Annotated in this window: 15 protein-coding genes and 2 pseudogenes; 10 read left to right on the plus strand and 7 right to left on the minus strand. The window is 56.6% G+C overall.

Annotated elements, in window-relative coordinates:
* Positions 1–6 precede the first annotated feature (6 nt).
* Together TSA66_RS16250 and TSA66_RS27050 are read left to right on the plus strand one after the other, a co-directional pair.
* A complete protein-coding gene (locus TSA66_RS16250; protein WP_084199153.1) occupies positions 7–1,290 on the plus strand; it encodes a c-type cytochrome in 1,284 nt (427 codons plus the stop codon).
* Between the two features lie 396 nt (positions 1,291–1,686).
* Positions 1,687–1,950, plus strand: coding sequence for a hypothetical protein (locus TSA66_RS27050; RefSeq protein ID WP_157691539.1), 264 nt, complete (start codon positions 1,687–1,689; stop codon positions 1,948–1,950).
* Here the strand turns inward: TSA66_RS27050 and TSA66_RS16255 are convergent.
* Both TSA66_RS16255 and TSA66_RS16260 read right to left on the minus strand, forming a co-directional pair.
* Complete coding sequence (locus tag TSA66_RS16255; protein ID WP_040038575.1) at positions 1,944–2,345, minus strand: GYD domain-containing protein; 402 nt, start codon at positions 2,343–2,345, stop codon at positions 1,944–1,946. The genes TSA66_RS27050 and TSA66_RS16255 overlap by 7 nt on opposite strands.
* A gap of 338 nt (positions 2,346–2,683) precedes the next feature.
* The gene (locus TSA66_RS16260) at positions 2,684–3,160 is read right to left on the minus strand and encodes a NuoB/complex I 20 kDa subunit family protein (protein ID WP_040038601.1); all 477 of its coding nucleotides are present in this window, start codon (positions 3,158–3,160) and stop codon (positions 2,684–2,686) included.
* A gap of 259 nt (positions 3,161–3,419) precedes the next feature.
* On the opposite strand from TSA66_RS16260, the gene TSA66_RS16270 reads away from it, so the two are divergent.
* A protein-coding gene (locus tag TSA66_RS16270; protein WP_408639464.1) for an IS3 family transposase occupies positions 3,420–4,558 on the plus strand; the annotation gives its coding sequence in 2 pieces (ribosomal slippage) (positions 3,420–3,678 and positions 3,678–4,558; 1,140 coding nt in all).
* 105 nt (positions 4,559–4,663) lie between these two features.
* Here TSA66_RS16270 and TSA66_RS16275 read toward each other — a convergent pair.
* Complete coding sequence (locus TSA66_RS16275; RefSeq protein ID WP_040038572.1) at positions 4,664–5,011, minus strand: hypothetical protein; 348 nt, start codon at positions 5,009–5,011, stop codon at positions 4,664–4,666.
* Entirely contained in the window at positions 5,012–5,239 is a 228-nt protein-coding gene (locus TSA66_RS16280; RefSeq protein WP_040038571.1) for a hypothetical protein, read from the minus strand. It lies immediately after the preceding gene.
* 287 nt (positions 5,240–5,526) lie between these two features.
* Here TSA66_RS16280 and TSA66_RS16285 point away from each other — a divergent pair, with 287 nt between their 5' ends.
* Both TSA66_RS16285 and TSA66_RS16290 read left to right on the plus strand, forming a co-directional pair.
* Positions 5,527–6,222 carry a hypothetical protein gene (locus TSA66_RS16285; RefSeq protein WP_052451973.1) on the plus strand — a complete coding sequence of 232 codons (696 nt, stop codon included), beginning with the start codon at positions 5,527–5,529 and terminating at the stop codon, positions 6,220–6,222.
* A gap of 84 nt (positions 6,223–6,306) precedes the next feature.
* Positions 6,307–7,146, plus strand: coding sequence for a universal stress protein (locus tag TSA66_RS16290; protein ID WP_040038570.1), 840 nt, complete (start codon positions 6,307–6,309; stop codon positions 7,144–7,146).
* Between the two features lie 97 nt (positions 7,147–7,243).
* Here the strand turns inward: TSA66_RS16290 and TSA66_RS16295 are convergent, their stop codons facing one another.
* Positions 7,244–7,594, minus strand: a complete 351-nt coding sequence (locus tag TSA66_RS16295) for a TCP-1/cpn60 chaperonin family protein (RefSeq protein WP_040040453.1) — start codon at positions 7,592–7,594, stop codon at positions 7,244–7,246.
* Positions 7,595–7,798: 204 nt separating this feature from the next.
* Here TSA66_RS16295 and TSA66_RS27055 point away from each other — a divergent pair, with 204 nt between their 5' ends.
* The 4 genes and pseudogenes from TSA66_RS27055 to TSA66_RS16315 all read left to right on the plus strand — a co-directional run bounded on the left by TSA66_RS27055 (position 7,799) and on the right by TSA66_RS16315 (position 10,011).
* Positions 7,799–8,245, plus strand: coding sequence for a hypothetical protein (locus tag TSA66_RS27055; RefSeq protein WP_198358654.1), 447 nt, complete (start codon positions 7,799–7,801; stop codon positions 8,243–8,245).
* A 119-nt stretch (positions 8,246–8,364) separates the two neighbouring features.
* Positions 8,365–8,484: pseudogene (locus TSA66_RS27805) on the plus strand (ATP-binding cassette domain-containing protein); the annotation flags it as partial.
* A pseudogene (locus TSA66_RS27810) lies at positions 8,478–9,115 on the plus strand (ABC transporter permease); the annotation flags it as partial. The pseudogenes TSA66_RS27805 and TSA66_RS27810, both read left to right, overlap by 7 nt.
* Complete coding sequence (locus tag TSA66_RS16315) at positions 9,112–10,011, plus strand: GGDEF domain-containing protein (protein ID WP_040038565.1); 900 nt, start codon at positions 9,112–9,114, stop codon at positions 10,009–10,011. The pseudogene TSA66_RS27810 and the gene TSA66_RS16315, both read left to right, overlap by 4 nt.
* A gap of 37 nt (positions 10,012–10,048) precedes the next feature.
* On the opposite strand, the gene TSA66_RS16320 is transcribed toward TSA66_RS16315, so the two are convergent.
* A complete protein-coding gene (locus tag TSA66_RS16320) occupies positions 10,049–11,113 on the minus strand; it encodes a lysylphosphatidylglycerol synthase transmembrane domain-containing protein (protein WP_040040454.1) in 1,065 nt (354 codons plus the stop codon).
* Positions 11,114–11,181: 68 nt separating this feature from the next.
* Positions 11,182–11,544 (minus strand): hypothetical protein, encoded by a 363-nt coding sequence (locus TSA66_RS16325; RefSeq protein WP_040038563.1) that lies wholly within the window; start codon positions 11,542–11,544, stop codon positions 11,182–11,184.
* A 448-nt stretch (positions 11,545–11,992) separates the two neighbouring features.
* On the opposite strand from TSA66_RS16325, the gene TSA66_RS16330 reads away from it, so the two are divergent.
* Positions 11,993–14,188, plus strand: coding sequence for a heavy metal translocating P-type ATPase (locus TSA66_RS16330; RefSeq protein WP_232429366.1), 2,196 nt, complete (start codon positions 11,993–11,995; stop codon positions 14,186–14,188).
* Positions 14,189–14,405: the final 217 nt, after the last annotated feature.

Consider the following 14,405-nt stretch of genomic DNA (forward strand, 5'->3'; position numbering starts at 1 on the left):
CACCTCATGAAACGCCTTTTCCTCATTGTTCTTGCCATGGGTATTTTTGTGCCTGCCTGCGTGATCGGCCTCGAGTTGGTCCGCGAGCCGGGCAGCGACCAGGTCAGCACGTTGGCGGCCGACTCGAACGGTCAGATTGCGCGGGGTGCGTATTTGGCGCGCGCCGGGAACTGCATGGCCTGCCATACGACACGAGGCGGGCAGGAGTACGCAGGAGGAAGAGCGATTTCTACGCCATTCGGCAATATTTATTCGTCGAATATTACGCCGGACAAAAAGACTGGAATCGGAACATGGACATCAAACGACTTTTGGCGGGCGATCCATAACGGCAAATCGAAAGATGGCAGCTTCCTGTATCCAGCCTTTCCGTATACCAGCTACACAAAGGTAACGCGAGCGGATTCCGACGCCATCTTTGCGTACCTCAGGACGCTTACACCCGTGGCACAGGAAAACCGGCAGCATGAGCTGCAGTTTCCATTTAGCCAGCGCATCTTGCTGGCATTCTGGCGGATGCTCTATTTCAGTCCCGGCGCCTATCAGGAGCAAGGGAACCAGAGCCCCGAATGGAACCGCGGCGCCTACCTGGTCCAAGGACTTGGACATTGCAGTGCCTGCCATACGAGTAGAAACTTCCTTGGCGGATCGGCGGACACGGCGGCCCTCACCGGGGGAATGATTCCCACTCTGAACTGGTATGCGTCTTCGCTTGCATTGGACGCCGGGGCCGCTCGTCGTGATTGGCAGACGAAAGACCTTGCCGACTTATTAAAGACTGGCGTGTCCTCCAAGGGAGCGGTGTTTGGGCCGATGGCTGAAGTCATTAGCGGCAGCCTGCAGCATCTTTCGGCCAGCGATATCAACGCAATGGCCATCTATTTGAAGTCCATTCCTCATGTCGACACTATCGCGCAATCAGAGTTGGGCGAAGTATCGAAGCAAGAAGAGGCAGTATTAAAACAAGGCGCAAAGCTCTATGAGAAATATTGCGCAGAATGTCACAAGTCGGACGGAAAAGGAGCACCTCCGGGGTATCCCCCGCTGGTCGGAACGCGATCGCTGGCCGCGCGCTCTCCCATTAATCCGATTCGCATTGTATTGAACGGTGGGTATCCCCCAACCACAAAGGGAAATCCGCGACCATATGGTATGCCCCCATTTGCGGTCGAGTTAAACGATAGTGAAGTGGCGGCAGTTGTGTCTTACATTCGTACGAGTTGGGGGAATAAGGGAAACATGGTGTCGCCGATCGACGTCGGCCGGTTTCGCGGGGCTCCCATAGAATAATCACCTTCGCTTTGCCACATCCGGTTATTAACGGTCCGCTTTCGGGTAGAAATTTGGATGTTGAGAGACTGCTTGTGGCCGAGCTGGACTTTTCTTTGCTTGTCGAGTTTATGCCGTAAGGCGGACGCTTGGCGCTCCCGGGGGGGGCGCAGGCAATGTTAGTGTCCGCAATAATTCCGATCGTCCTGCGTTCGGAAAACATCGTAATACGCCCCTACTCCGTCTATCGGACTATCTGGCAGCGGTACTAGACATTATGCTCATAATGTTGAAAGTGCCGCCCCACTGATTGTGCTGTTCTCACTTCACAGAAAAGCCAGCCCTATGCTTTTTTCTGGGGAAAGCTGTGAACACAGAAAGGTCCTCGCTTTCCAAATAAGAAAACGGAGGCGACTCATGATCATCGTTTTGGAAGATAGATATGCCACAGCTGGAACTCATGATGTGCGACGCGCCATGGCAGCACATCGGGATGCCTTTCTCCAAGAAGGAAAATCGAAACCGGTCGTGGCGTCGTCGATAATCGGCTTTCGATTGAGGCCGTTCTATTGGAATGCACAACCATCCCATGGCGTGGCCTGTCGATTTCGGCCAAGGCGAATGCCGCATCCGCGTTCAATGAGTCATCAAATTTATGACGGGCATATTTTTATTCATTGATTTCTTTTACCAGTCGAATCTCGAGCAAGATGTCCGCCCTCGCTATCCCACTTGGCCACTTCGGCTTGGTCAATTTCATACCCGGGAGGTCGATAAGTGCCGGTCTTCGTCACAGCCTCGTCAATTTCCTGAGGGGTAAGCAGCACAGTCGTTTTGCACTGGGTTACTCCAGCGGCATTGACTCTGATAGCAAGTGCCGCGGCAGTAGCATTGTCAGGGAGATCGGCAATGATGAAAACGTCCTCGTTGCCAAAGGCAAAATAAAATGCTTCAACGGTTCCGCCCATCGATTTGAATAATTCATCAACAGCATCACGTCGCCCCGTCCCCCCCTCTTTGAGCAGGCCCTTTACGCCGTCGGTGAGATAGTTGGCTTGAATGAGATATTTTGGCATTTGAATCTCCTTCCAGGTTTTGCGCACCTTCCTGGGACACCAGTCTGACAACGCCAATCGGTCAATTCGTCAGCGCGCGTCAAACGCTACAGCGTTTGTTGACGCGCGAAGGCCAGCTCGCCCGCCATGGTCAACACTGCTTTCCTGATCGCTGGCACAAGCGCCATCGAGCCGGAGGCGCAGTAGTAGCGGGTTTGCCGAAGTGGCGCCCACGATCGTCACCGGCCTTCAAATTGTCGGGTATCCGATACGACTGAACGGATCTCTGCATGACGTCCGTCAAACTCGTTGTCCTTCGCACAGACTAGTACAGCTGCTGAATAGGGGTAAAAAAATGGTTAACGTGCGATCGTGTTGGTGCGCTTGATCTTGCTGTGTAACTGGATGAGGCCGTAAATCAGCTGCTCTGCAGTCGGCGGGCAGCCCGGCACATAAATGTCGACTGGGATGATGCGATCACAACCACGCACAACGGAATATGAATAGTGATAATAGCCACCTCCATTCGCGCACGACCCCATTGATACCACCCAGCGTGGCTCAGCCATCTGATCGTACACCTTACGTAGAGCCGGTGCCATTTTGTTGCATAAAGTACCGGCGACAATCATCAGATCGGACTGCCGTGGAGACGCGCGAAACATGATACCGAATCGGTCCATATCGTAACGCGACGCACCAGCATGCATCATTTCCACTGCGCAGCAGGCCAAGCCAAACGCCATTGGCCACATCGAGCCGGTACGGACCCAGTTGACAAGCTTGTCCACTTCCGTTGTAACGAACCCTTCGTTTAACACGCCTTCGATTAACATGATGCGCTCCTGATTCGGAACATTTCCCGCATGGCCGACATCCCGCATTTATTTGACAATGCAACTCGGCAGAAAATGCATGGCACCCGATGAACCGCAATTTAGTCATTCGTTTCGAGCGCCCGCCATGATGAGATGAGCGAACGGCGGGCTACGTATTTTTCGGTGCTCAGAGGTGGCCCCGGAATTTCGGACAGTAGGATAAGTGGCAGCTTTGCTTCACAATCTGGGCCGCAAGGCCGATTACAGGAGCAAAAGCATGACCAAAAGAACAAGGCGCAACCACTCAGGGAGTTTCAAAGCAAAGGTGGCGTTGGCAGCGCTACGCGGCGACAAGACATTGACCGAGGTAGCGCAGCAGTACGAAGTCCATCCCAACCAGGTCACCGAATGGAAGCGGCAGTTGCTGGAGCGGGCTGCCGACGTATTTGACGGTGGCGCTGCGGTCAGCGAGAAAGAGAGCGTGCCGGACCTGAAGGAGTTGCACGCCAAGATCGGGCAGCAGGCATTGGAAATCGATTTTTTAAGCGGCGCGCTCACCAAAGCGGGATTGGTGAGCGCAAAGAAATGATCGACCGAACCCATGAACTGCCGGTGTCCCGGCAATGCCAGATCCTGTCCCTGGCACGCTCGACGGCGTACTACCGGCCGCAGCAAGCCAGTGAAGCGGACCTGGAATTGATGCGGCGGATCGACGAGCTGCACACGCAGCATCCATTCGCCGGCAGCCGCATGCTGCGCGACATGCTCCGTCGGGAGGGTCATCAGATCGGCCGCAAGCACGTAGCGACGCTGATGAAGAAGATAGGCATCGAGGCGCTGTACAAGAAGCCCAATACCAGCCGCCGCCATCCGGCACATCCGGTCTATCCGTACCTGCTGCGCAATCTGGAGATCAATCGTCCCAACCAGGTGTTCGCTGCCGACATCACCTACATTCCGATGAAACGCGGCTTCGTGTACCTGTTCGCGGTGATGGACTGGGCCAGCCGGCGGGTGCTGTCATGGCGTCTGTCGAACACGCTGACGACGGATTTCTGCATCGAGGCCGTGCAGGAGGCGATTCACCGCTACGGCGTACCGGACATCTTCAACACCGACCAGGGCGCCCAGTTCACCAGTCTCGAATTTACGCAACTGCTCAAGGACAACGGCATCGCCATCAGCATGGACGGCCGTGACTGCTGGCGCGACAACGTGTTCGTCGAACGGCTGTGGAAATCGATCAAGTACGAGGAGGTGTATTTGCACGCGTATGAAACGGTGAGCGCGGCAAAGAGCGGGATCGGTCGGTATCTGGATTTTTACAATTCTCGGAGGCCACACAGCGCACTTGACGGCAGCACGCCGGATGCGTTCTACTTCGCCAACCTGCCCGCGTGGCAACAGGCGGCGTAGATGGCAGGCCGGGTTCCCCACCGCGCCGCACGCTCTTGCCCTGCCCATCGGGCGGCGAGCGGCGCCGTGGATAACCCTACATCCGCAAAGCTCCACTTAACGAAGTCAAATTCGTGTCCAACAAAACGGGGCCACCTCTCTCGTCAGCACCCGCAACTGGTCAATTCTGTTATAGGTGGATACTTCCATCAGGAACACATAGCGGAGGCGCTTGGCAGTGCGCAAACGGGGCGCAGCGTTGACGACGTCATGCACCAGTTCGTCGGTGTGCAGACTGCCTCCCATGAGTGCTTCACACTCGCTGGACCGGCAGAGCGCCATCGTCCGTGCTGCAGCCTCATGGCTGTGCTCCGTGGTGACGAGCCGGCAAGACGAAATATCGATGCCTGAGCCTTTGGCAATGGCATGTATTTTCGTGGGCGGACCGACCAGGACCGGGTTGATCAATTGCATCTAGGCCACTTCCATTTCACCAAGCAGCGACACGTCGCTACAGGGAGGGCAAATGGCGATGCTAACAAGCTCCAGTGAGCGGCCCAGGTCGATGAGGCTTTGGCGTGCCGGGGAAGTCTTATTCATTGTCAGCATCTTTGCTCTCGATGCGCCAAATTCCAGAAAAATGGCCTCTACCACTCGATTCAAAGTTTGCCTTTGATTATCAATGATCCCGATTTCATGCATACAGGGTTTTGCGTGTAAAACGCTTCTGCACCAATTGATTTTGGACAGTGCAGTGCGCCTAGTAAAAACGTTTGTGGTGCATCAGTGGTTCGGCTCAAATCCATTTCCAAACGCGATTCCAGCAACTACAACAACAGGGTATATAGCACGACGAAGTAGCCTGGAAACACTGATGCGAATTAGCATAGGCGCGCAAAAAACTTTCACCACAAGATTGCAACGTATGGCGCTGCGCTCGCGATGGGCGCGATACGATAAGTTGCAAAGTCAACGAATGGAGGTGCAATATGGCAGAGCGTGAGACGAAGTCGCGCACAGCGCACTCACATGAAGCGGGATCGGATGCGACGAAACAAAGGCGTCACGCGGCCCCTGCATCCACCGATGCATCGAAAGCATCTTCTCCAGTAGCCGGGAAGGTCAAAGAGGGCATCGCACGACGGCTCTCCGACATCAACGATATTGAAGCAGATATCACCAAGCTTGTCAGGACGACCGTATCCGATACTTTGCGCGCTGGCGGAGATGCGACAGCCCAGCTGACCAACGTCGTGGAGAATACCGTAACAGGCGCAATCCAGGCTGCCGAAAAAGTCGGCACGGGGCTGACAATGAGTGCCAAAAGCGTCGCTACGGGAATCGTGATGGGTGTGCATGACGTTGGGGGTGATGTCGCAAAAGCGTCTACAGAAACTATTCGCACAATCATCAGGCAGACAGCGACCATAGGTGCCGACATTGGTGCGGTAGCGAAGCGCACGGTGGACGGAATTATCGAAGCCACTGCCGAGGTTGGGGAAAACGTCGCAGAAATTAGCAAAAAGTCTGCCGAAGGTGCCATTGAAGAAGCGGCACACATCAGCAATATGGCCGTCCAGGCGGTGCAAGATGTATTAACAGGCATCCGGGGCGGGATCAGTGAGTCTGCCGCCGTTCCCGCACGTCGTGGCGGCGCTGCACAGCACGGGCATACCACGCATTAGGAGGATGGAATTGCTCGTTCTGACTGGAAGGAAATGACGTAAGCTGAAAAAACCTCGCATCAGCGCTGCGAAAAGAGTGGTGTTATGTCCTATAAAACGATTCTGGTACATGTCGACGATGGCCGGAATTGTGACATCCGTGTCGAACTGGCGGCCCGGCTGGCGATGCTGGAAGATGCACACCTCATCGGCGTCGCCATGACAGGCGTGTCCCGCTTTCTGATCGAAGCTGTCGCCATCGATGTCACCCCTGAGAGCCTTCAGCCATATCTCGATATCCTGCGCCAACGCGCCGAGCGGTCACTCGTTCCTTTTGAAAAAATCATCCGGCAGGCGGGACTTGCATCCTATGAGCAACGCCTGAGTGACGACGAAGCCGCCGGCGGCCTGGCTCTTCAGGCGGGATACTGTGACTTGGCCGTTCTGGGGCAATACGATCCAGAGGGAGCGGCGCCATCGGTCTATGCCAATCTGCCGGAATACGTCGCGATGACGAGCGGTTGCCCTGTCCTCGTAGTTCCTTATGCGGCTACGACAACGAGTTGTGGCGAACGGATTTTGGTCGGATGGAATGGCAGCCCCGAGGCCGCCAAAGCCGTGCGCAATGCAATTCCTTTGTTGCGCCGGGCAAAGATCGTGGAAGTAGCCGTGTTCAACCCGGATCGTCCATCCGATGCTCACGGTGAACAGCCCGGCGCCGATATCGCGTTATATCTTGCACGCCACAACATCAGAGTGGACGTGATGCAAGAAAGGACAGAAACAGATGTCGGCGAAGCGCTCCTGTCTCTCGCTGCCAATTTGAATAGCGACTTGCTGGTGATGGGGTGTTACGGGCATTCACGCTTTCGCGAAATTCTACTGGGGGGCGTTACGCGCACGATGCTGAACGCGATGACAATTCCCGTTTTCATGTCGCATTGAGGAAAAGGAAAGCGGCATCAGAATCCCATTTCCCCTGGCATTGCTTCGGGCGATGCCCTTGCCTGCGATGGTGCTTCCATGACGATGCAATCCGTGGTCAGCACCGGCTTGCGATCGCGGCCGCGTTGGCCAGCGCGAGGCGCGTGACTTTGGTGGGATCGATGATTCCCATTTTCATCAGATTCCTGTACCTGTCATCCGCCGCGTTGTACCCGAAATCACCGGTGCCGTCGGTTACTGCCTCGATCACCGCGTCAGGGTCGCCACCAGCATTGAAAACAATTTGGCGCAACGGCTCTTCCAGCGCACGGTGAACGATCTTTACCCCGGAATCTTGCGCCAGGTTATGGAGCTGAAGATTTTCAAGAGCGCTGCGAGCACGAAGCGAGGCCACTCCGCCAGCGGCACCGATGCCCTCCTCGACTGCGCGCGCGTCGCATGTCCGCATACGTGCGCGAAGAAATACTTGCTCTTGAAAATGTTAAGACTCCTCGGGAATGAGCGATCTCAAGCCCCGTACGGCATGCATGACTATGCTGAATTGCAGGCACATGCCCACTTCTGAATGAGATACGTTGTCTTGATTGCGCCAAGGTGGCATGGGGATTCTTACATGAAAAAAAACTTCAGAATCATGCCTCCAGTTTTTCCAATGATGCTCTTAATGCTGTTGGGAGTTCCCGGCGTGGCACAGGAGCGCCATGGACGTTTGGAACATGAAGAGCACGATGTCGAGCGTGCCGAACGGGGTCGTGCAGCACCCGGACGCAGTCATACCCCACGGCACTGGAGCGGCGATATCCGGCGCTTTCATGAACATGACCTGGCGCTTTGGCGCGGCGGCCGCTGGCTCCATGGACGACATGGTGACCAATCAGGTTGGTGGTGGATCGTCGGCGCGACCTGGTACTTTTATCCGGCACCAATCTACCCCTATCCGAATCCCTATCAACCGCCGCCCATGGCGTCGATCGCCCCGCCGAGCGACCCGTCGGCGATGCCGCAATACTGGTACTACTGTGCCGATCCTCCCGGCTACTACCCCTACGTGCCACAGTGCCGCGTCAATTGGCGCGCCGTGCCAGCGACTCCGCCGTGAACACGGTGGTGAAGCCAGCGCTGGCGATTCGGGCAAACACGATCGTGAAGTACTTTGGCAAAGGTGAAGCCAGGACGGTCGCCTTCAACCGCGCCAGCATCGTCACCTGCTTTGGTGAAATGCTCTCTATCGTCGGCCCCTCCGGCAGCGGCAAGACGACGTTCTTGCGCATCCTCTCGGGAATCTTGTTCCCGAATGAAGGCAGTGTCATGGTGGAGGAAACCGATATGTGCCCACGCTCTACGCTAGCTATTGCCGGGCGCTCCGGTACTTTCCGTCAACTCGATTACGATTTCCTACATCCTGGCCGAGCTGAAAGACCCGGCCGACGCACCAGCGATACAGAAAGAAGTGGCGCGCCTTGCCTACTTCGCGTTGACCAAGGGCGAGTTCATTCAACGCATCAGCAATTTCTACAAGTGCCAGACCGCCATCGGCACCAATATTTTTCTGATGACGATCATCAGCGTCATTGCCGGACCGTCGATGTCGGGACAGGCTTTTTACACTTTCACTCTGGAGAACCTGGAGAAGTTCGGCGCGTTGAAAGCCATCGACGCGAAGGGCCGGGAACTGGTCTACATGATCCGGTTCCCGGCAACGATTAAGGCATTGACGGGTTAGGGCATCGAAGTGGGTTGATGCACGCGCTTGATTGGCGTGGCGAAGCTCCGGCTACCGGATTATGCATCGTTGATCACGTTCTACAACTTCGGGAAAGCATTTGGCATGGTGATGCTGATCGCGACCAGCTCCAGTTACATCGGCATTCGCAAGGTGCTCAAGATCGCGCCGTTCGATATTTTCAGCGGGTGGGAGTACGCAGCCAATCTGCTTTGGTCGTCGCACAAAATCAATTTCCACGCATGATGAGTCTCAAGTCCGCACTGTCCAATGCTGATCGCTGGCTTCAAGATGCGTCGTTCAGCACAACTTTTCTATTGGCGCTCGCCAGCGTTATTGCGATCGGCATTCCAGACTACCTGTTTGGAGTCGATATTTCCCTCTTCATTCTTTATATCGTGCCAGTCGGTATCGGCACGTGGTATGCAGGAAAACATTGCGGGATCTTCCTCGCCATCCTGTCAAGCACTCCGTTGATGATGGAACAAGTCAACGCACATTATTTCGTAAATCGCCAAGGTCTGTTCTTTTGGAATCTGTTCATGCATGTCTGCACCTTGCTGGTCATCGTGTACTTGCTCGACGTGCTTGTAGTTCACTTGCGAAATGAAGCCGCGCTCGCGCGCGTTGATGCCGTCACCGGAGTTTTTAACCGCCTTGGCTTTTTTGAGCGCCTGGAGTTCAGCGTCAACCTGATGGCACGCCAGCAGATAGGATTCGGTTTGGTGTATATCGATCTTGATGACTTCAAGAAAATAAACGACAAGTACGGCCACGACGAGGGAGACAGGGTTCTTCGGCTCACTGCAAGCCTATTGGGAAAGTCTGTTCGCCATAGCGATGTTGCGGCCCGGCTTGGCGGCGACGAATTCGCGCTGCTCCTTCACGGAGTCGATCGGCATCAGGCCGTGATTCTCATTGAAAAACTCCGCGTTGCGCTTCATCGGGCCTTTCAAATGGAGCGGGTGGCGGTGACTTGCAGTATCGGATGCGTGACGTTCCGTTCTTTCATCCCCGATCCCCATAGCGCAATCAAGGCGGCAGACCTATTGATGTATGAAGTCAAGCGTCATGGAAAAAACAACGTCCTTGTCGAAGAATATGAAGCCATGACTGCGCACAGCGCGACGAAGCCACAATGAATTCGACCGTTTCAAAATGCAAGTACGTTCCACTATGTCATGTCGCCTTCTTTATGTCGCGGGAGAAGAACAGGCCTGGCACCATTGGCAGCCAGAAGCTCACCCCTCGGAACAACAAGGTCGCCGCGAGCGACGCCGGGATCGACACTCCCGCGTGCTGCAACGCCACGACCGAGGTCGCTTCAAATACACCCAGCCCGCCAGGCACGATACTGATGGTCCGAAGCAACGAGGAAGCGATGAAGCTCGTATATACGCCGGTAGGTGACGCCACCTCGCCAAGCGAGCGAATGAGAACCCATACTGTGCCTGTGTCAAGCAGCACAATGGCGAGGTGAAACAATACGCTCTTGAGAATGAGCGGGAAGCTACGGACAAGCGTCGGGTCGGCCTCGCCGAGTAGCGAAAGCATGTTCGCCAGCAGCGGAACGCGCCCGAGCCAAGCAGGCGTCGTGCGCCGTCGTCCCGCAAGGGCAAGGGCGGCTGTGGTCAGCGCGACGCTGAAGACGACCAGGCATAGGGCGACCGCGAGAATGAGCGGGTTCACTCGGCCCTCCACCATCGAGATGAGAAGCGCGAGAACAAGGGTCAGGACATAGGCGGCATAGTATGAGACGCCATCGACGAGCACCGAAGCCATGACAACGCTACGCGGAACTCCGCGTAGCTCGAGCGCCCGGGCGACGACCACCGTCCCGCTGACGCCGCCAGATGGAAGAGCCTGGCTGATGAACAGCTGGGCGAGGCTGAGTTTGAAGGCCACCCACAACGGCAGCACAATTCCGGCCGCCCGCGTGACCACGCGCCAAGTCTCGCCCTGCGCCAGATAGGTTCCGACTTGCAGAACGATCGCGACGGCCAGCCACCATGGCTGCGCCCTCTCTGCGAGGCGCAAGAACTCCTGTTCTTCCGAGAAGTGGAGCGCGGCGATGATGACCGCCGCAAGCATTGCGAAACCGAAAATCCAGGAAAACCAGCGAGCAGCACGCAATGCTGACCGGTGCTCGCCGGTTCCAAGGCCGGTGCCCGGTCCAACTTCTGCGCCATTGCCGTTCACATGCAAAGTTATCGAAGTGGTACCTTTTGCATTTTCCTCACTCATCGTTGGGATATCCTCACATGCTTGCTTTTTTTTGATGACGTGATATTGGCGCGTGCGACGGCAACGCATCACGGCGCAGTGCCTGGCGGAGCTGCCTCGGCTTGCGCGTCGCCCAGGACGACGGCGAACAGTTGCAGCGTGTCTAGGTAGCGCTGAGCCTTGGCGCGCGCATCGCCGAGCCTGGCCTGCTGATCGAGGCGCTGCGCCTCGATGACTTGCGGGAAGCAGGTCTGCTCTGCCTGGTAACTTTGCTGCGTGAGGTCCCGTGTCGATTGCGCCGCATCCAAGGCCTTGCGTTGCGCCTCGAGCAGCGTCGCTTCATTTGCCAGCGCCTGAAGCACATATGCAACCTGCGCGAATGCCCGCAGCACGGTATTGCTTATCAGCGTCAGCCTGCTTGCGCGCCACTGCGTCAGTAGGACATCGGCCAAGGCTTCAGCCTACGCGACGCGATGGGCCGTTGCACCAACTGCGCCAACATCGTACGACAATGCCGGCCCGATGGCCAAGCTATTCATTGGTCGTGCGCATAAACATCTCCGTCAGGACAACTTGGGCGTAACGGCACATTGGACCATGCATGCCGCTGGAAAGAGTATGTTTCCGATCTGATGCCGCTACGCCGTGACTGCGCCACACCCGCCGCGGCGTCTTGGAACAAACGTATCCAAAACCATTTGACTTGGATCATGCATATGGAACGTACCCGCTCCTAGCATGCTTATCAGGCATCACGACCATCATTCCGCCTTTCCGAAACCGGTTTCATCAGCAGCGCCATGGGACGCCTCCATGATGTCTGGAAATCGACTTAATCTGCTGCAAGTGACCGTATGCGCCATTACCTTGGCTGCCGGTAGCGTCTTGCATCTACAGGGGATGGAAGACATTGCCGATTGGATGTGGTGCGGCGGTGCCAGCCTCGTTCTCCTGTCGGTGCTGATCGATACCGTGGTCGCGATATGGCAAAGGAAATTTGGGCTTGACCTCATCGCCTTGGTGTCAATCGCCGGCGCGATCACGTTGCAGGAATATCTAACAGCATCCGTGATCACATTGATGTTTGCCGGGGGCCGTGCGCTGGAAGGACTTGCGGAAAGACGCGCGCAGGAAGAAATGTCCGCATTATTGGCAAAAGCACCTCAATTTGCCAATCGATATGACGGCAGCGTCATCGCTCAGGTGCCGATGACAGCTGTTCGCCCCGGCGATCGCATCCTTGTGCGATCCGGGGAAACGGTGCCGGTTGACGGGACGCTTCTTGCTGCGGCCGTCGTGGATCGATCGAGCCTGACCGGCGAATCTTTGCCGGTGTCATATTCTGCGGGAAATGCAATAGCCAGCGGCAGCATCAATGCCGGGGATGCATTCGATTTGCTGGCCACCAACACTTCCCAAGACAGCACATTTTCCAACATCATTCGTCTTGTCCACGCCGCGCAACATTCAAAAGCGCCTGCAGCGCGACTGGCTGATCGCTATGCGCTGCTATTTGTCCCGCTGGCTTTAGGGGTCGCAGGCTTGTCCTGGCTGTTGTCCGGTGATCCGAATCGCGCTTTGGCCGTCGTCGTGGTCGCCACGCCCTGCCCTTTGATTTTGGCGGTGCCGGTTGCGATTGTCTGTGCCATGTCCCGCTGCGCACAACGTGGGGTGTTAATCAAACACGGCGGCGCACTCGAAAAAATGGCACAGGTCAAGACCTTGTTCCTCGACAAGACCGGTACGCTCACCGTTGGCAGGGCTCGCCTGACTGCCATGGCCACCGCACCGACGGTGCCGCATGAAGAGGTGCTCAGGTTGGCGGCATCGCTGGAACAAATGTCCAACCATGCCATCGCGCAAGCTGTGGTCTGCGCCGCGATCGGACGCGGACTGGCGCTATCCATTCCTGAGCATGCGTCCGAGCAGCCCGGTGCCGGACTGTCCGGTCGAGTAGACGGCATAGAGGTCCGTGTCGGCGGAATCGAATACGTTTTGGGCAGCGCGGCGATGCCATCGTGGTCGATGGGCCTGGGCGAGCGCGTTGGATACGAAGGCACCGCAGGCGTCTATGTCGCCATTGATGGGCGGTTCTGCGGTGTGCTTCACATGGCAGACGAAATCCGCTTGGACACACCGCGTGCCATGCGGCTGATGCGGGCATCCGGCGTAGAACGCATCATCATGCTCACCGGAGATCGGCGTGACGTGGCCGCCACCATTGGCAATTCCTTGGGTGTAGATACCGTCATGGCGGAGCAGACGCCTGCTTCGAAACTTGCCGCAATTGCAGATGCACGCAGGAACAGCGTGACGATGATGGTCGGTGACGGAATCAACGATGCGCCGGCACTGGCCGCCGCCGACATCGGCGTCGCCATGGGTGCACGAGGTGCGGCTGCGGCGGCCGAGTCTGCACAAGTCGTGTTGTTGGTCGATCGCCTGGATCGACTGGCATTTGCAGTTCGTATTGCGCAGCAGACCCGGACCATCGCCTTGCAATGCGTCGCGGCAGGCATGGGGCTTTCGATGTTCGCGATGCTGGTCGCCGCCTTCGGCTATTTACCGCCCGTGGCCGGAGCCATCTTTCAAGAGGTGATCGACGTCACTGTCATCCTGAATGCACTTCGTGTTCTTCGCCTGGAGAAAGAAAAAGCGGCAGAACGTCTTTCGGCGGACGATGTCAGCAAACTGCAAGAAGAGCATGCTCGCCTGTTGCCCGTTATTGACCGCCTGAGATGGCTGGCAGATCGGGCTGATGAGTTACCGGCTTCGACGATCAGGGAAGAACTGGCTTCCTTGAGCACGTCACTTCAAGACCAGATCTTGCCGCACGAATCGACGGACGATGCCACGCTTTATCCGCGCGTCGCGCGTTTGATCGGCGGCCAGGATCCGATGGCATCCATGAGCAGCACGCACCGGGAAATTTACCGCCTGAGTCGCACCGTCGATCGGCTCGCCACGAAGATGCCTAGCGAGAAGCGCGACAAAGCGTCCATGCAGGAAATGCGCCGAACCTTGTATGCGCTCGATGCCATTCTGCGACTGCATTTCGCGCAGGAAGAAGAGATTTATCACGGCTTGTCCTCGTGAGCAAACCGGCATTTGAATGGAAAAACCATGACCCGCCGCCCAACTGCAGGCGCTAATCTAACGGCACCGGCCTTGCCCTGGATTACCGCGATACTTGTGCTGACTGCAGTCATTTTCGGCCCGGAAGGATCCGAACAGCGGATTTACGACCCCGGTCGCGATTTTGTTCGTCGGCTTCACGAAACAGTCGGACTGACAGTGCTTGGCCTTACCATCC

Origin of the sequence: Noviherbaspirillum autotrophicum (genome assembly GCF_000818395.1) — a bacterium.
Classification (GTDB): Bacteria; Pseudomonadota; Gammaproteobacteria; order Burkholderiales; family Burkholderiaceae_D; genus Noviherbaspirillum; species Noviherbaspirillum autotrophicum.